The sequence below is a fragment of the Shimia sp. MIT910701 genome (assembly GCF_047126315.1).
Classification (GTDB): domain Bacteria; phylum Pseudomonadota; class Alphaproteobacteria; order Rhodobacterales; family Rhodobacteraceae; genus Shimia.
This window is the reverse complement of record NZ_CP138953.1, coordinates 1610357-1627006: the sequence shown is the minus strand read 5'-3', so window position 1 is coordinate 1627006 and position 16650 is coordinate 1610357. Positions and strand designations below refer to the sequence as shown.

The following is a 16650-nucleotide window of genomic DNA, read 5'->3' as shown; positions in this document are numbered from 1 at the left end:
AGCAGGTCGCAACCGTCGAGCCAAGTTACTGAATTTTAGACAGTTCGTCGTTCATTGCAGCTACGGCGGCGGCGGCATCGATTTCGTCATCGATGTACTGACGCACGACACGGTTAATGGCTTGGCTGTTGATCATCTTGGACGCCAGAGACAGCTGTCCTTCGGTCACACCCCAGCGTTTTGCAACGTCCAGACCACCGACAATTTCATCAATCATCGCCTGCTCATAGAGGTCGCCCAGAGGCGCTTTGCGATCCACGCCAACTGGCAGTTTGGACCATGCATCGGAGAAGGCCGAAGCATTTTCCAAGGTGCCGCGACGGACAGGGAACTTGCCTTCCGGCGCAATGGACAGTGTCTGGGTGTAACCGTCATCCATCGCGAACTTCACGAAGTCCATGGCCGCATCGGTGTCCGCATCCGAGGTGATGCCGAAGTAGCGAACGTCGCCCCAAGCGGCGCCATCTGGGTTGGATGGGCCGGAGAAGTTGGTCACGATGCCTGTCAAAGACGCCAGTTCACCAGAGGTTGGATCATCGTTAATAGTGGGCGGAGCGCTGTCGCGCAGGCCGGCCAGTTCGTCGAGGATGAACGGTGACCAGATGATCATGGCCGCCTGGCCTGCAAAGTACAGCTCGCGCGACTGCTTCCAATACAATTCACCAGGAGGTGATGCTTTGGAGATAGCTTTGTAGAAGTTGAGAACTTCGGTGGTGGCTGCCTCATCCAGCGGCTGGAACCCATCTGGACCAACCGGGCTTACGCCGTTCGCTAGGAAGACGTGCTCCAGCACCTGGCTCATGAAGTTTTCATCCACCTTGGTGGCGGCAACAAAACCATACATCTCTGGCGGGTTGTGCAGTTTTTCCAATGCTGCCAACACGTTGTCGAAGCTGTTGGGCGCTTCTAAGCCGTTGGCTTCAAAGAGATCCTTGCGGTAAACCACCATTTGTGTCCAGCCATCGACCGGAACAGATGCGGTTTCGCCGTTGAAATCCGCCATCGCCACGGCACCTGGCGCAAAGGTCTTTTCACCGAGTTCCTGAACAATCTCGGTCGCGGCTTCCGTGTCCAGAATGCCCGCTTCCGCCCAAGGCAGGGCGTATTGCAGGGTGTGATAGATCACGTCTGGCAGATCACCGGCCGCAAACGCCGCGGTGGCGCGGGTGCCGAGATCGCTTTCGCTGACCGGAATGACTTCGACAGTGACGCCGTTGGACGCTTTGAACTGCTCCGCCATTTCTTGTTGTTTTGCAAGGCGTTCTGGCTGTTCCTCGGTTGTCCAAAAGCGGATGGTGTCCGCTTGGGCTGCTGCCGCCAGGCAAACAGTGAGCGCGGTGCTCATCAGTAGTTTCGTTGAGATGTGACGTGACATGATAGTCCTCCCCTATATCGGATCACGGTTTTTGATTTTGAGCGCGAGTTGCGCAGAGGTCTGCGCCGGGGGGCCATCGGACTGGCGTTCGATGAGTTTGGCTTCCGAAACTTCGCGCAAAGTTTCGGCCGCTTCCCCCCGTATTTGTCGAATGAGTAGCTCGGCGAGTCGGCCACCGGCGCGTTGGGTGTCGACCCAATAGGTGGTTAGACCAGGACGCGCGTATTCGGCCTCTGGTACGCCGTCATAGCCGATGATGGCGACGTCGCTCCCCACCTCCAGGCCCAGGTCAGCGACCGCGCTGTAAGCGCCCAGAGCAGCCATGTCGGTGGCAAAGACGATGCCTGTGGGTGGCTCTGGATGCAGCAGGAGTTGCCTGGCTTGGGCGGCGCCCTCTTCGCGGGTGCGGGCGCCGGATTTGATCAGGTCGGGGTCATAGTCCAGACCCGCGGCGGCAAGGCCAGCTTTGAAGCCGTCGCGGCGTAAGTGACTGTAATTAAAATTGGATGTGCTGCCGACATAGGCGATGCGTTCGTGGCCGAGGCCAGCCAATCGGGTGACGGCGCTGCACATGGCGGCCTCGCCCAAGATATCGACCCAGGAGCCTTCCTGTTGTGCCGGTGGGACACCGTGGCTGGTGCGGCCGTACATGATGTAAGGCACTGATTTAGAACGTAATAGGTCAACCCGCGCGTCCTGGACTTCGGTGCGTGGCAGGATAAATCCATCCGCCTTATGCTCGTCGATCAGCCGGTCCAGCACCGTCAGCGTGTCGGCGTCCGAGGTTGCCGTGGCGATGGTGACGGTCCAGCCGTGAGCGCTGGCGGTTTCGCAGGCGCCCATAAGGAAGTCCTGCAAGAACGGGTTGTGGCGATCCGGCTCATCGGTTTGCAGCACCAAAGCCAAGGCCCGGACCCGTCCAGTACGGATCGCCTGCGCATGGCTCAGCGGCTGATAGCCAATCTTTTTTGCCATGTTGGACACACGTAGCCGGGTGGCCTCGGAGATGTCTGGATAGCCGTTGAGCGCGCGCGAAACCGTGCTCTTGGACATGCCAAGCCGCTGTGCCAGGTCATTGATTGTGACCCTGCCCCGACGCGGGGATGACCCGGTGCCGTCGGACTGTTTCGTGAAGTTTCGAATCGCGTTCATACATTCACGATTTGCTCCGAAACCGGTTTCGGCAAATGTTTTCTATTCCGTGCTGACTTGGACGGCGGTTGTATTTGGTGGTTGCCTAAAATTCTGGCGCAGTTGGTTTTTGGGGCGTCGGTGGGAAAAGACCGTGTAGGAAAACTGGTATAGTGCCTTGGACTGCATATGGTTCAAACGTACCGCGCGGTGGCTGTTGCAAAAGTCGTTTCTTGCAAGGCGCGAGCACCTGACGAAACTAAAATAGGTTTTTAGTTTCAATATTATAAACCAGATCAAACCGCGCAATTCCGGTCTCTCGTCGCAGGGTTGCGACCCGTTGCATATCAGAGCGAAACATTTGGCAACGGCACCGTTACGATGGGGTAAGGACTGCAATTGGCGGGGGCGAAATCACGTCGGTATTTTGTCGGTATCGCGACTGTTTTGCGGAGGTGCGCATTTTCTTAACGCACAAAATTTTTGCACGCCGACGGCGCAACACCAATCGAGTAGCAGAGGACAAAAGGAAGGGGCCCAAAGACCCCTTCGTTCTTGGTCATTAAAAAGTACCGTCAAAATCCAGACACCAGAGGTGGCAAAACACTCGACGGAGAAAGTGCAACAGATCAATTGCTGCGCCTTCGGTGCCGAACCGCTCCTGGTCTCAGTTCACAAAAGCAGAAAATCTCCAGATGCCTTTGGCCTTGGGGGCCTAAAAGCAGCCTCCTCGAATATCACCACGCCACCACTCACTAGATGTCACCGGAACAGTCGAAGCCAGACGAAAGCGTCACCACCGCAGCGCTTCCCTCTAAGACGGCCGAAATTTTCTAAACATCTCCTTGCCTTTGTGATGACCCATTTTCGCAAATCTCACGGGTCACAAACAAGTGGCAAACAATTGCCAGTTTCAGAGTTCTACAAGCCCTAGCAGGACAGCTTTGGCCACCGCTTGTGAGGTGTTGCGTGCCTTGAGTTTTGCCTTGGCGCTGGCGATGGGTTTGTTCAAGGTGTTGGCGCTGATACACAGGCGATCCGCAATCTGCACGCGATCAAGTCCAAGGGCGGACCAGTAGATGTAGTCTTTCTCCCGCCCAGAGAGCCGCACGACGCCGTCTTTATGCTGTTGCAACATGCCGCTGTTGAGCATTTCTGCCACAGCGCGCAACGATGTTTCGTGCTCTTTCCAATAGCGGAAAAACTCGGTGTCTGACCTGACATGACCGATGTGCAAACCGATGCCGGACGACACGGGGTTACGAGAGTGGTGGGACAATAGAAGCGTTTGGCCCCAAATCATACCCAAGTCGTTTTCCAACTGATGCAAACGGCGGTTGGCAGGCGACGCGTCATAAGAGTCTGGATCGTCATTCCAAAAAATCTCTTCCTGACCGCGCAGCAACAATTCGGTACTGATGTCCTCGTCCAGCAGGCGATCTTTGCCCACCGCCTCTTCCCACTCGGCAGAATAGGTATGGCGGAAGAAGGTGGCCTCAGTCATTTTACCGGGGGTTGCCAGCCCCACCATGGGATAACCCCATAACCGACACCATCCACCCCTAATTTGTCAAAAGCGGTCAAGCACCTCAGCCAGAGCGTTTCGCCATTCTTGGTCTGCTTCAAGTCTTCTGCCAATTGTCCAATCAGGTCGAAATTCATCCGTTTGTCCGCTAGTTGACTGTGTTTGGAACGCGACGGTGCAACGCAAGCATTGAGGTGATCAGCAGGAAGCCGCTAAAGATCAGCGCACAGGACACAAGCAAGCCATGCGGATCCCAAACTTGCATTGCCGAGCCGTTAATCAAGGGGCCAAGCAGTGCGGCCGCGGCGTAGATCGTACCAAACAGGGCATTGGCCGAGATCAGCGCAGGGCCGCTAAAATGGTCGCCCAGTGTGGCGAGTCCAACCACATAGAGCGCGCCGGCGCAAGCTCCCCAAAGCGCAATCGACAGCAGGTACGGTTGTGGCGTGGCTGCGGCCACAGGCAGGGTCACGGCCACGCCCAACGCTACCGTGGCGCAGCCGATCAGAACCGGTGTGCGGCCCAAGCGATCTGACATCACCCCGAGAGGCACGGCCCCCAGCAAATTGCCAAGCGCAAAGGCGGTGAGCGTATAAGCGGCGAGGTTTTCGCCAAGCCCTACGCGCAGGGTATAGACCGAGAGCAGATAAGCCGGCACGTCCTCAAAAAGCCCGTAGCAGATCACCGCCGCCATCGCCAAAGGCGCTGCGGCAAATGTTGTGCGTATCGGGGCCTCGTCTGTTGGCGCGGCGGACGGCGGCCGATTGAGCGGCAAGCGGACCAGCAGGGCACCCCCGAGTAAGATCGGTACACCGACAGCGGCAAAGGCCGTAAGACCAGCGGTGCCAAACTGCGGCTGCGACAGGCTGCCTATGGCGATGCCAAGCAGGAAGAAAAAGGCATAGAGCCCGATGGTACGACCGCGGGTGGCGGAGCGGCTGGTGGCGTTGAGCCAGTATTCCAGAACGCGGAACAGCACGCCCAGGCCGCCACCAAAGGCAAAGCGACCCAACAACCAGAGATCGAAGCGGGTGGTGAGCGCGAGACAGGCCAGGCCCATGAGAGAGAGGACAAGGAAAGCCAAGAGCAACTGTTGGGTGGTGAAGACCCGGTGCAGCACAGGCAGGAACGGCGTGACCAACAGCCAGCCCAGGGCAGGCATGGCAGCGTTAAGACCTATCCGGGCGGCACCCACGCCGCTTTGCTCTAGCAAAATGGACAGAAGCGGGAACGAAACGCCGTACCCGAAAGTCAGAAGCAGTACCGCAAAAAACACCGCGGAAGTAAGTCGAGTCACAAGTAACACCTAAAACGTCAGGGCAATTGGTTACCTACCGGTGGACGCCACGCTATCCTTCAAGCTGTGTTCGGATCAAGAAGTCAAAGGGTTGTATTTTGCGACTTAATTAATCGCCTTCATACTCATCCCGGCAGGCCTGAACGCTGCGTAGGCCTTTCATACTGCCGGTGAGGTCGATTTCCTCGGAGTTCCCGGCCCCGCCTTGCACCAGGACCTTGGTACGCTTGCCAAACTCCTTGGCAAACTCCGGGTTGTCAAAAAACGCGTAGCCTCCAGGCAGGCCGTTGTGGAATGCGCCTTTGGCGGCGCCCTGAAAGCGGCTGTCACCGAAGTCGAACAGAACGCTGCCTTCTGCGCCTTCTTCCACGCCGTCAAAAGCAGCGTTGTAGGCGGCAAAAAACGCACCCTGCTGATCCGGCACCACGCCAATTTGCACCAGCGTTCCGCTGGCGAAGGTTTTCTCCATGTAGCAGCCGTTGACATTGGCGGGATTGGTGCGGACGGTCCAATCGCCCACGGTGGCAAACTCCGGATGGGTTTGCGCGAAAGTTGCCGAGGGCAGCAGGAGGGAGAGGCAAAGCCAGAGGCGGGTCATGAGTCACTCCGAAGCTTGTTCAAGTTGGAAGATATCGGGGGTGCAGGGTTTGCGGTTGGCAGGCATTTGGTCCGCCCCGTCGGCGCGACGGCTGCGCGAGCCACCAACTTGCAGTTTGAATTGCGGATCGGACAGTTTGCCATTGACCTCAAACGGCCAGGCGCTGCGCGCCAGAGGTTGGCCGACGCGGCGCGGTTCGGCGCGGACGGCGATGGCGTCTTTCACCCAATCCACCATGCCGCGCACCACCATTTGCACGCTGCGGGTTTCGGCCACCACCCGCGTGAAGGTGACATTGCCCGCGTTGATTTTTACCGGCGCTTTTACGCAGACAATCTCGGTTTGGCCTGCGGCGAACTCCTGCGAAAACAGCCAGGGGAAAATCCCGAGGCCTGCAAGTTCCAACAGGCTGGTGGCGATGGCCCCGTCGCGCATGTTGAGCGAGGCACTGCCTGCCATGGAGTTCATGAAGGCCTTGCCGGAAGTGATGTTGCCGGTCACATCAACATTGGCCGACAGTTTACCTCGCGCAGGGATATTGACCTCAAGGGCCTTGAGAATTTCACCAAAGTCCCAGCCGCTGGTGCTGCCCTGAATGCGAGCCCGGTCGGGGTTTTCAATGGCGTCCATAGAGGCGGTGACCTTGAAGAAACCGGGACCGTAGTAGAGCTCGATCGGACCCGCCTGAATCTGGCCCTCCTTGGCGATCAACTCGCTGCTCATCGAGGAGGTGCCGGCGTCGCCGACAAATTCCGCCAGTTCCAAGGTGATCGCCAGGTCCGTTTCGGTGAGGATGCGTTTGAGGCTAAAGACGTTGCTTTCCTTTTCCAGCACAAGAGGCTGAATCGGCGGGCGGCCATCGTCCGCCTCTTTGGCTTCGGCCTCCTTGGCCGCTTTGGCGGCCTTGGCGCGTTTGTTGAGTTGCACCAGGATCTTGCCACCTTCGCGCAGGTCCACAAGGCGCATACGATTGCTGAGGATCGCCCCGCGGATCACGTTGATGTCTTCGCTGAGATCAAAGGTGAGATCGGAGGTCAAGTCGGTGCCGTCGGCCCGAAAATCAAAGCCAAGCTTGGCTTCTTTTGCTGCACCTTCGAGGGTGAGGCCGGTAGACAGTTTGGAAACGCCTACAGGTTTCAGACCCAGCGCCGTCAGGAAAGGCGCGGTGTCCGCGACGCCAAATTGCAGGTCCAGCTTCATGCCTGCGAGTTCTTCAATGCTGGCGACCACCACATCTGCGTTTAATGTCCATAGGTCGGTGTCCACGGTTTGGGCCTTGAGTTCGCGCAAGCTGAGCTCACCGTCGTTGTCATTGATGACAAAATCCGCTTCCACACCGCCAAATTTGACGACCTCCTCGGAGGGCAGGTTCTTCAGCAAAAGGTCCGCCGTGCCTTGTAAATGGCCGGTTAAATCGACCAGTGCGAGGTTGAACACATCGCCAATGTCGCCTTCGGCGGTCAGATAAGGCGCGTCTTCTGGGCCGGCTTGAAGCGTGATGTCGCGCAGGCCGAGGGTTTTCTGCTCTGATCGGTAGACATTGCCGATGGAGATGGGACCTACGCGGTCGAGGCCTTGTTCAAAGGCATTGGTCTGGATCAGCAGTTCCTCAAAGGTCAGCCGCTCCCCCGTGTTGACCACATGGGCGTGGATTTCAGTGAGTTTGAGGTCTTTCAGGCTGTTAGCATCGGCGGGCGGTTGGCCTTCGGGATGAAGGCGCGCGTCCATGTGGAAGTCAAAGCCCGCGCGGGTGAAGAGGTTGTCAACATCACCGGTGACCGTCACGTTTTGACCTTTGCTCAGGTCCAGCGTGGTTTGCAGGTTTTCCAGGGTCAGCAGTTGCGGCGCGTTGGTGACATCTACCGACAAAGACCCGACGCCTTCGAGGCTGCGGGCGAGGCCAAGCACCTCGAACACATCGCCAATTTGGCCGGTGGTGAGCTCGAGCCGCGCGGTATAACCATGCGGGCTGTCAGGCAAACGGGTGCCGTTGTAACTCAATGAAATGTCCCCAAATTCGAGCTGATTGGTGAACGGCGCGCTGTCGGGGAATGTGCCATCCCACGTGAAGGCTTCGCCGTTGAGCGTGCCTGCGCCAGTGACAGAGGCGAGTTGGCCGTCCTGAAGCTGCTCCAGCAGGATTTTTTCTAACGCGAAGATGAATTCAAAGCCGCTTTCCTCATCGATCGAGGTCAGGCCGATGTTGGTGAAAGACACGGTACGGTCGCTGAGGAAGGTGATGATGGACGGGTCGGGCAGATCGTCTGTGGTGGCGCTGTTTTCGGTTGGGGCGGCGTCTGTTGTTTCCACCGTGGCTTCTGGCTCAAATTTGGTCCAGCTGGTGGTGCCGTCAGCCTTGGTGACCAGGTTCACCTGCAGCCCGTCAATGGTGAGGTTGTCGATGTCGATGCGGCGGTCGAGCAAAGCGGGCAGATCCAGTTCCCACTCCAATAGGTCCAGACGGGCCAAGTTTATGTCGGTGATGTTCTCGCTAGGAATGCTGGCACCGGAGACGTGCACTTTGGTGGTGCCCGCAAGGACAACGCGCACGTCGCCGTCAATCAGGAAGGGCTGGCCGATTTGTTCGGTCAAGAGATCCGCGACAAAGTCTTTGCGAAAGCCGCTGAACAAGGGGGTCGCCAGCGCGGCCCAGATTAGCACGCCCAGCGCCAAAGTGAGCACAATCAGCCCGGTGAAAAGTCTCAAAATCCAGCGTTTCAAAGCCTGTCCTTTCGCAAGGTGCTTAGGAAGTCCGTCAATAGGTGGCCGCCCCTGCCCTTTTGAGTGCGCGTTGAAATGGCTGCGCATGCGAAACAGGAGATCCGTCAAAGATGTCTGCCCCTACCTTTGCACAGGTTTGGGTGGATTGAGAACAGCTTAGCGGGGCAAAGCGAGTTAAACCGGGTTGGGCTGGGTTGTTTACTCTTTGTTAAAGCCTTGCGCGGGCGGCGGCCGAGAACGGCACACGGTCAACACCTCCTTAACGCATTGTAAAGAAATCTATTTCGAGAATACGGGAACGCCCGGCGCACCCAAAACACCGCAAAACCCTTCACAGGGTCAGGATTCAGGTTCGCCGCTTATTCGCGTCAAACCTGAATGGAGTGCCACACCGCTTGCGCGTTGCTGCCACGATTGGAACACATTTCCTCCACAGCTTAGCCGTGAAGGTGAGAACTTGCTGCCGCATTTCCTCCTGGTCGCATGATAGAGAGGAAGCTGCGTAGATGGATTGCGCTGAGGAAAACGTGACTGTGCTGCCTGCGGGCACCGAGCTTTTGCGCGGGCAGTACCGGATCACGCGCAGTTTGGGCCAAGGGGGATTTGGCCTGACTTACCTCGCGCGCGACAGCCTGAACCGTGTGGTGGTGATCAAGGAGTGTTTTCCGGAGCAGATTTGTCACCGTGTGGGCGCAGAAGTGGTGCCGTCCGGACCGGAAAGCGCGCCGTTTTTTGCCTCGGTTTTGGAACAGTTTCAAGCCGAGGCGCATCAGTTGGCCGGATTGGATCATCCGCGCATCGTGGGCGTGCATCAGACGTTTGCGGAAAACGGCACGGCCTATACGGCGATGGATTTTGTGGAAGGGGTGGACCTGCATGAGCTGGTGGACCACGCGCCGGGGCGGTTGACGCCGACTTTGGTGGACAAGCTGCTGCGGCAGGTTTTGGACGCACTGAACTATTTACATGACCGGGGCGTGCTGCACCGGGATGTGGCGCCGGACAACCTGATCCTGAGCGCCAATGGAGATGTGACGCTGATTGATTTTGGCGCGGCCTATTCTTCGGGAGACGCCGAGGGCGGGCAAAGCCAGCGCATGTTGGCGGTGAAAGACGGATATTCGCCACCAGAGTTCTATTGCGCCGAAGGGGTGCAAGGCGCCTATAGCGATTTGTATTCGCTGGGAGCGCTCTGTCATTTGGTCTTTACCGGCGAGGCGCCACCGGACGCGCAGACCCGGTTAGAAACTGTCGATGCGGGAAGGATGGACCCCTATGTGCCGCTGGAGTCGACGGATTTTGAAATTGATTTCCGCCTGAAACTGGCCACGGATCGGGCGCTGGCCCTGGAACCCAAAGACCGGCTGCGCTGTGCAGATGACTGGCTGGCGGTGATGGACGGGCCCATTCCCAAGCCGCTGGCGGTGTTTGATCCCGCGGTGATTGGTGTGATCGAAGAGCTGGTGAGCAAGACCAACAAGGTGCTGACACCGGGGTTGCCAAAGGCCTTGCAAAAGCCGCTCAAAGCGCTGGAAGAGGCGCGGCAGGCGCCCCCCCCACCCAAGCAATACGTCGATATTTTTGGCGATCCGATTGACGACGTTGAGGCCTACCTCAAGGAACAGGATCGGCTGTGCAAGGCCCGTGCCAGAACACCAACGCGGCTGTTGCAGCAGGGCGATTTCCTGCGCCGGTCCAGCGCGGAGCTGCCGGAAGCGCCTGCGCCCGCCAAGCCGGATGGCGAGAGCCTCCTCCACAAATTCCGTGACCGGTTGAAGGGTGACCGGTCCAACCCCAACACCCGTCTATTTCTAATCTGAAGGGACATACCATGCGGTTCATTCGCGACATTATTGCTGAGAAATCCCAAGCGGCTGGTCAGGCTGACGGTGCGGCGTTGCGCTATCCGCTGCGATTGCGAGAGCAGGACCGTGCGGATGTGGCCGAGGAGCCGACACCAACGGTGCATATCGAGGCGGAACCCGCCCAGCCTGCGTCAGACGCTGCTGCGCTTGTGGCCCCGCAGCCACCCGAACCTGCAGAAGCGCCAGTGGATCTGTCCGCGATTTCAGCGGCTTTGACCGCCGCGCCGGTGGAGGCCCCTGTCGAGCCCGACATGCCCGAGCCAGAGGCCCCAAGCGATCCCTTTGGCAATCTGTTTGCAGAGGAAGCGCAAGAAGACACACTGGAAGACCACCCACTTGAAGCGCCGCGGATGCCGGAGCCGGAAATGGCACCTGCCCCACAAGTCGCAGCCCCGCCCCCTGTGGCAGAACCCGTTGCGCCACCACCACAGCCAGAGCCAGCGCGAGAGGCGCCTGCCCCTGCGGAGCCGGAAGTGGACCTGGCGGCGTTGCAGGCCAATATGGCGGCGGCCAAACCAGCGGCGGGGCGTGGTTCCAAAGGGCGCGTAAAAACCCGGTTGCTGGGTTTCAGCGCGCCTGCCAGTCACGCGCATGATCCTATGGCACAAACGCGAGAGGCGCCGGTGTCGGCGCAGGCACAGTTCCCTGTGGGCTGGCTGGTCGTGGTCGATGGACCGGGCAAAGGCGCGTCGTTTTCGCTGCACGACGGGTTGACCCAGATTGGCCGCGGCGAAGGCCAGACCGTGCGGCTGGATTTTGGCGACACCACGATTTCGCGTGAAAACCATGCGGCGATTGCCTTTGACGGCGAGCAGCGGCGGTTTTTCTTTGGACATGGCGGCAAAGCCAATCTGGTGCGGCTGAATGGCCGTCCGGTATTGAGCACAGAGGATTTGGACAGCAACAGCCTCATTCGGATTGGGGAAACCACTTTGCGATTTGTGGCCCTGTGCGGCGAAGACTTTGCCTGGGGTGACGCGGACGCGGGGCGCGGCGACCTTGGCTGAACTGCGCTTTGATGTGGCCACCGCGCTCTCTTTGGGCGCGCGGGAGAGGCAAGAGGACACGGTGGTGGCCGACTTCCCGTTGGGCGCGCCGATGGGCTTTGCGGTGCTGTCGGACGGCATGGGCGGGCATTCTTGCGGGGATGTGGCCAGCGGCATCGTGGCGACGGAATTGTTTAGCGAATTGAAGCTGTTGAGCGGCGCGCCAGAGGAAATGGAGCGCAACATCGGGCCTGTGCTGCAAGAAGCTGTGGAAGCGGCCAATGGCTGCATCCAAATGTACGAGCAGCAAAACCCGGATGCGTCGGGCATGGGGGCCACGTTGGTGGCGCCGGTGATTTTTGGGGCGCGGCTCTATTGGGTCTCTGTCGGGGACTCACCGCTCTATCTGTGGCGCGCGGGGCGGCTGTATCGGTTGAACGAAGACCACTCCTATGCGGCGCAGATCGACTTGATGCAGGCGCGTGGGTTGATGGACGCCGATGAGGCGCGGAACCACCCGGATCGCAGTGCGTTGATCTCGGTTTTGGCGGGGGCGGAGATTGCCAAGGTGGATTGCCGGGCGGAGCCGATGACGTTGCAAGCCGGGGATATTGTGCTGGCGACCAGTGACGGGCTGCACACCTTGGCTGACGAAAGAGTGGCGGAGGTTTTGCAGGATCATGCGAAGGCTACCGGTCAGGAGATTGGCGCAGCATTGCTGGCTGCGGTGCACGCGGAGGGCTGTCCGGAGCAGGACAACCTGTCGCTCTGCGTGATCAAAGCCGAGCATCGGGGGGAGACACAAGAGGCCAGGCCAGTATCCACGCCGCAACCGGCAGCCTCCCCCGCCACCGGCGAGGTGGTGCAAATCGATCGACGGGCGCATCGCGGTACGGTGCGCACCATTGTCAGCCTAACGCGAAAGGTCGGGAAGTGATGCAGACACAACCAGAGCAGATCGTTGGGCAATTGCACTCCGCATTGGAGAGCGGACATCTGCCACGGCGGCAAAAAGCCTTTGGCGAAGAGATCCTCACCCACCTGACGGAGGCGGTGCGTGTTGTGGTTTTGGGGCGTCCGGGAAGCGGGAAAACCAGCCTGATAAACATGATGCTGGGTGGCGATGTGATCCAACCGCCGCAAGACGTGCCAATTGTTGAGGTGGTCTATGGCGCAAGTGCGCAGGCCACAGTGACCTGGGCGGATGGGGCGACGGAAACAGTTGCCGGTCATGCGCTGGAGGGGCTGGCGCAAGGCGCAGCGCGGGTTACCTATGCGGTGCCGCTGGACAGTTTGAAAACACTGGCGTTTGTGGAAGTGACGCAACCCACTGATCCCGCGGCGCAACAGGCGTTGATGCAAACGGCCTTGCAGGAAGGCCAAGTGTTCGTCTGGTGCAGCGAAGGTTTTGACGCCTCGGAACACGCGATTTGGACCGTAGTTCCGGACGCGGTCAAAGATCACAGTTTTCTGGCGCTGACCAAGGCGGACCGGCACATTATGACCGGCGGGTTGGCAGACCAGCTGGCCGCACTGGAAGAGACCGCAGAGGAGGCGTTTTTGGGCCTGCATCCGGTGGCCACGTTGCACGCGCTCAAAGCGCGGGCGGGCGGTGAGGCGCAACAGGAGTTGTGGGCCGCGTCCGGTGGGCAGGAGTTGGTTGAGGCGGTTGAGGCGCAAGTGCGCCAGGGGCGTGCGGCGGATTTGGACCAGGCGCGGTTGCTGTTGGCGCAGTTGGGAGAGGTTGTGGAGGCCGCAAGCGACGGCGTATCCCCTGCCCCGCAGCAAAAACCTGTGTCGAGCGCGCCAGCTTTAGAGAATGAAACCGCGCTGATGGATCAGTTGCAGACGCTGCTGCAAACAGCAGCGCAGGAAATGCTAGCGGATCTTGATGCGGGCAAAATTCCCAATGCGGATGGGTTGTTGTCGCGCTGTGCCGACGCTGTGCGGGCCTTGACCTCGGTGCTTGATGCGGAAGCAGGACAAGATCCGTCAGCGGCGGATTTGCTGGATGACGCGCGCGACGGGGAAGACACGTTGATGTTGTTGCAGGTCGAGCAGAGCCCAACGGCGGCGGAGGATGGGATCATCCTGTTGTTACAGCTCCGCAAAGAAATAGGCGCGAGGGCACAGGCATGAACATGCAAATTCGGCAAGAGAGCAAGCCCGAGGTGCGCACATCGCGGCGGATTTCCAACCTGCGCACGGGATTGGAGGGGTTGGGCAAGCTGGGCCAAGACCTTGACAAGTTGGATCATCTGTTGGCGCAGCTGTCGCAGGTGGCGGGCAAGAACTCGGCCAAAACCGTGGAGCGGCTGCGCAAGGATGTGGTGAATTTTGAACCCACCATCACCGTTTTGGGGCAGGTGAAATCCGGCAAGACCACGTTGGTGAATGCCATGGCTGGCTGGGCGGATTTGCTGCCGTCGGATGTGAACCCCTGGACCTCGGTTGTGACCTCGCTGCACCTGAAACCGGCATCACGTCCGGCGGAAACCGGGGCGAGTTTTCAGTTTATGACCGAGGACAATTGGGACCGGTTGCTGAACCAAGGCGGGCGGATTGGCGAAATGGCCAGCCGTGCCGGTGCGGAGAGCGAATTGGCCAAGATTGGCGAGCAGATCGAGAAGGTGCGCGCCAAAGCGCAGAAACGGCTGGGCAAGAAGTTTGACCTGTTGCTGGGGGAGACCCACAACTACGGCTATTTCGACAAGAACCTGTTGGAGCGTTACATCGTTCTGGGCGATGATTTTGGCGAAGACGACAGCGAGCAGGGTCGGTTTGCCGATATTTTGTCCTCTGCCGATCTGACGCTGAACTGTGACACGGTGCCGGTGCCGCTCTGCCTGCGGGACACGCCCGGCGTGAACGACACCTTTATGATGCGCGAGCAGGTAACCATTCAGGCGCTGCGCAGCAGTAAGATCTGTGTTGTGGTGCTGTCGGCCGGGCAAGCGCTGACCTCTGTGGACATGGGCTTGATCCGGCTGATTTCGAACCTGAAGTCGCGCAATGTGTTAATCTTTGTGAACCGGATTGATGAGTTGCCAGACCCGGCCAATCAGGTGCCCGAGATTGAGGCCAGCATCCGTCAGACCTTGCACAACAAACAAGGGCCGGAAGATGCGGAGATCCTGTTTGGCAGCGCCTATTGGGCCAACAAGGCGCTGAGCGGCAATATTGAAGGCATGCCAGAGGTGGCCAGCAAAGCCTTGTTTGATTGGGCGGAAATTGCACTGGGTCAGCAGCATGGGCAGATGCAGCCGCATGAAATGGTGTGGGAGTTGTCCGGTATGGGCCATCTTTATCGGGCACTGTCGGAGCGGGTCATTGAAGAGCAAGGCCAGCAGCTTTTGCAGAAGACAAGCAACGCGGCGCTGACGGTGGCGACCAGCGAGCTGGCGGCAGGCATGGTGCAGATCGGCGCCAAACAAGGCGGCAGTACCAATCTCTCGACCTATGACGCGCTCAAGGAATTTCGCAGCATCGCGGCGTTTCATCAGCAGGCCTTTGCAGAAGAGCTGGAGGCCGCCATTGCCGACTATCATACCCGCGCGGATCGGGCGCACGCCAAGTTCATAGATCGGGCGCTGCGGTCACTGCTGACGCATTTAGAGAACTACGGCAAAGACATTGTCTGGGACTACGATCCGGTGGGGCTGCGTATGCTGTTGCGCACCGCCTATTCGGCCTTTGGCGCGCGGGTGCGCAACTTGGCGCAGGCGCGGTTTGAGGCGGCGATGACGGATGTGGCGATGCTTTATGCCAACACCTACGGTCACGCGGTGGAGGGCATCCAGATGGCGCCCCCTGCCCTGCCTGACCTGCCCGCCCCGATTGCGCTGGGACAGACCATCGCGCTGGATTTCAACGATGGCTGGTGGATTTCCTGGTGGAACCGCATTCGCGGCTTCAACGCCTTCTCCAAGCGGTTCCAGAACCTGATTGCGCGGGAAACCGAGGACTTCATGTTGCAATCCAAAGGCATTCAGACCGAGCAGGTTCGGGCGCTCGCAACCAGCTGTTTGCGCGAGTTCTTTGATCAGCACGACGAGATCATGCAGGACATCAGTGCCACGCCGCAAAGCGCGGATATCGAGAAGCTGTTCCAAAGTGGCGAGGAAGGCCAGAAGCGCGCGCAACTGGACGCGCTGACCACGCAGTTCGATGCACTATTGCAAAGCACCAAGGTTGAGGCAGGAGGGAGCTCCCAATGACCGCACAGGATGTAGAAATTGTGGCCCAACAAGCACCGCGCAAACCGCGCATTGCCCTGATGGGGGAGTTCAGCGCCGGAAAAAGCACCTTGATGAACCTGCTGTTGGGCTGCGACCCAATGCCGGTGCGCATCACGGCCACCCGCGTGCCACCGGTCTGGGTGCGCCATGGGCCGCGCGGGGCAACCTTGGTGCGCGATGACGGCACCGAGGCGGCGTTTGACGGGGCGGACATCAGTGAAGCGCCGATGGCAGGCTGTGAGTTGATCCGGTTTTCGATGGACTCCGACATTCTCAACCTGTGCGACCTGATTGATATTCCAGGAATTTCCGACCCCAACCTGAAGCACGAGACCTGGTTGTCGCTAATGGAAGAGGTGGATTGTGTGATCTGGTGCACCCATGCCACGCAGGCCTGGCGGCAATCCGAAGCTGCGTTGTGGGAGCAGGTGTCCCAACAGATCAAAGGGCCAAACCATCTGGTGGTCACACAGTTTGACAAACTGCGCTCCGAGCGGGATCGCGCGCGGGTTTTGGCGCGGCTTGAGGCGGAGGCGGGAGACGCCTTTGATGCGATTGTGCCGATTGCCACGTTGGAGGCGATCAACGCGGGCATGGACGAAACCGCCTGGCGCAACAGCGGCGGGGCGGCGTTGATTGAACGCATGGTGGCGATGTTGGTGGGAGAGGCCGAGGCTATGGCCACGGCGCAAGGGGATGTTAACGCGCCCGCCGTAGAAGAAACACAAGACCACGCGCCCGAGGCGGAGACGCCTGTGGCAGCTTCATCTGAAGCGCCATGCGCTAAGGACGATGGGCCGAAGGTAGTGCCGCGACGGGTGCGCCCGAAGTCGCCCAATCCGGTGCGGCCTTCGAGTGAAGAGTTGCAAGACATGCCGCTACGCGCCCTGGGCGGTGGGGGCGACATTTGAGGT

General features: G+C 59.4%; 13 protein-coding genes. 6 read left to right on the top strand and 7 right to left on the bottom strand.

Annotated elements, in window-relative coordinates; translation table 11 throughout:
- Positions 1-25 precede the first annotated feature (25 nt).
- The 7 genes from SIB38_RS07730 to SIB38_RS07700 all read right to left on the bottom strand — a co-directional run bounded on the left by SIB38_RS07730 (position 26) and on the right by SIB38_RS07700 (position 8647).
- Positions 26-1375: an ABC transporter substrate-binding protein gene (locus tag SIB38_RS07730; protein ID WP_294119039.1), complete on the bottom strand. Its 1350-nt coding sequence runs from the start codon at positions 1373-1375 to the stop codon at positions 26-28.
- Between the two features lie 12 nt (positions 1376-1387).
- Positions 1388-2527, bottom strand: coding sequence for a LacI family DNA-binding transcriptional regulator (locus tag SIB38_RS07725; RefSeq protein WP_294119040.1), 1140 nt, complete (start codon positions 2525-2527; stop codon positions 1388-1390).
- 892 nt (positions 2528-3419) lie between these two features.
- Positions 3420-4010, bottom strand: a complete 591-nt coding sequence (locus SIB38_RS07720; RefSeq protein ID WP_412551741.1) for a response regulator transcription factor — start codon at positions 4008-4010, stop codon at positions 3420-3422.
- Complete coding sequence (locus tag SIB38_RS07715; RefSeq protein WP_412551740.1) at positions 4007-4168, bottom strand: hypothetical protein; 162 nt, start codon at positions 4166-4168, stop codon at positions 4007-4009. Before SIB38_RS07715 ends, SIB38_RS07720 begins: the two co-directional genes overlap by 4 nt.
- 11 nt (positions 4169-4179) lie before the next feature.
- The gene (locus tag SIB38_RS07710; protein ID WP_412551739.1) at positions 4180-5328 is read right to left on the bottom strand and encodes an MFS transporter; all 1149 of its coding nucleotides are present in this window, start codon (positions 5326-5328) and stop codon (positions 4180-4182) included.
- A 109-nt stretch (positions 5329-5437) separates the two neighbouring features.
- A complete protein-coding gene (locus SIB38_RS07705) occupies positions 5438-5926 on the bottom strand; it encodes a hypothetical protein (RefSeq protein WP_412551738.1) in 489 nt (162 codons plus the stop codon).
- 3 nt (positions 5927-5929) lie between these two features.
- Positions 5930-8647, bottom strand: a complete 2718-nt coding sequence (locus tag SIB38_RS07700) for an AsmA family protein (protein ID WP_412551737.1) — start codon at positions 8645-8647, stop codon at positions 5930-5932.
- Between the two features lie 506 nt (positions 8648-9153).
- On the opposite strand from SIB38_RS07700, the gene SIB38_RS07695 reads away from it, so the two are divergent.
- From SIB38_RS07695 to SIB38_RS07670, 6 genes are read left to right on the top strand one after another with little or no spacing between them, the layout of a single operon-like run.
- On the top strand, positions 9154-10467 hold the full coding sequence (locus SIB38_RS07695) for a serine/threonine protein kinase (protein ID WP_294119044.1): 1314 nt from the start codon (positions 9154-9156) through the stop codon (positions 10465-10467).
- 11 nt (positions 10468-10478) lie between these two features.
- The gene (locus tag SIB38_RS07690; RefSeq protein ID WP_294119045.1) at positions 10479-11519 is read left to right on the top strand and encodes an FHA domain-containing protein; all 1041 of its coding nucleotides are present in this window, start codon (positions 10479-10481) and stop codon (positions 11517-11519) included.
- Positions 11512-12435, top strand: a complete 924-nt coding sequence (locus tag SIB38_RS07685) for a PP2C family protein-serine/threonine phosphatase (RefSeq protein WP_294119046.1) — start codon at positions 11512-11514, stop codon at positions 12433-12435. The genes SIB38_RS07690 and SIB38_RS07685 overlap by 8 nt, the downstream gene beginning before the upstream one ends.
- Positions 12435-13637, top strand: a complete 1203-nt coding sequence (locus tag SIB38_RS07680; protein ID WP_412551736.1) for a hypothetical protein — start codon at positions 12435-12437, stop codon at positions 13635-13637. The genes SIB38_RS07685 and SIB38_RS07680 overlap by 1 nt, the downstream gene beginning before the upstream one ends.
- The gene (locus SIB38_RS07675) at positions 13634-15715 is read left to right on the top strand and encodes a dynamin family protein (protein WP_294119051.1); all 2082 of its coding nucleotides are present in this window, start codon (positions 13634-13636) and stop codon (positions 15713-15715) included. Before SIB38_RS07680 ends, SIB38_RS07675 begins: the two co-directional genes overlap by 4 nt.
- Complete coding sequence (locus tag SIB38_RS07670) at positions 15712-16647, top strand: dynamin family protein (protein ID WP_294119052.1); 936 nt, start codon at positions 15712-15714, stop codon at positions 16645-16647. The genes SIB38_RS07675 and SIB38_RS07670 overlap by 4 nt, the downstream gene beginning before the upstream one ends.
- Positions 16648-16650: the final 3 nt, after the last annotated feature.

Coding starts and splice junctions, on each gene's coding strand:
- SIB38_RS07675 (WP_294119051.1), top strand. CDS start 13,634: ATGAACATGCAAATTCGGCAAGAGAGCAAGCCCGAGGTGCGCACATCG.
- SIB38_RS07680 (WP_412551736.1), top strand. CDS start 12,435: ATGCAGACACAACCAGAGCAGATCGTTGGGCAATTGCACTCCGCATTG.
- SIB38_RS07715 (WP_412551740.1), bottom strand. CDS start 4,168: ATGAATTTCGACCTGATTGGACAATTGGCAGAAGACTTGAAGCAGACC.
- SIB38_RS07730 (WP_294119039.1), bottom strand. CDS start 1,375: ATGTCACGTCACATCTCAACGAAACTACTGATGAGCACCGCGCTCACT.
- SIB38_RS07705 (WP_412551738.1), bottom strand. CDS start 5,926: ATGACCCGCCTCTGGCTTTGCCTCTCCCTCCTGCTGCCCTCGGCAACT.
- SIB38_RS07670 (WP_294119052.1), top strand. CDS start 15,712: ATGACCGCACAGGATGTAGAAATTGTGGCCCAACAAGCACCGCGCAAA.
- SIB38_RS07720 (WP_412551741.1), bottom strand. CDS start 4,010: ATGACTGAGGCCACCTTCTTCCGCCATACCTATTCTGCCGAGTGGGAA.
- SIB38_RS07725 (WP_294119040.1), bottom strand. CDS start 2,527: ATGAACGCGATTCGAAACTTCACGAAACAGTCCGACGGCACCGGGTCA.
- SIB38_RS07695 (WP_294119044.1), top strand. CDS start 9,154: ATGGATTGCGCTGAGGAAAACGTGACTGTGCTGCCTGCGGGCACCGAG.
- SIB38_RS07690 (WP_294119045.1), top strand. CDS start 10,479: ATGCGGTTCATTCGCGACATTATTGCTGAGAAATCCCAAGCGGCTGGT.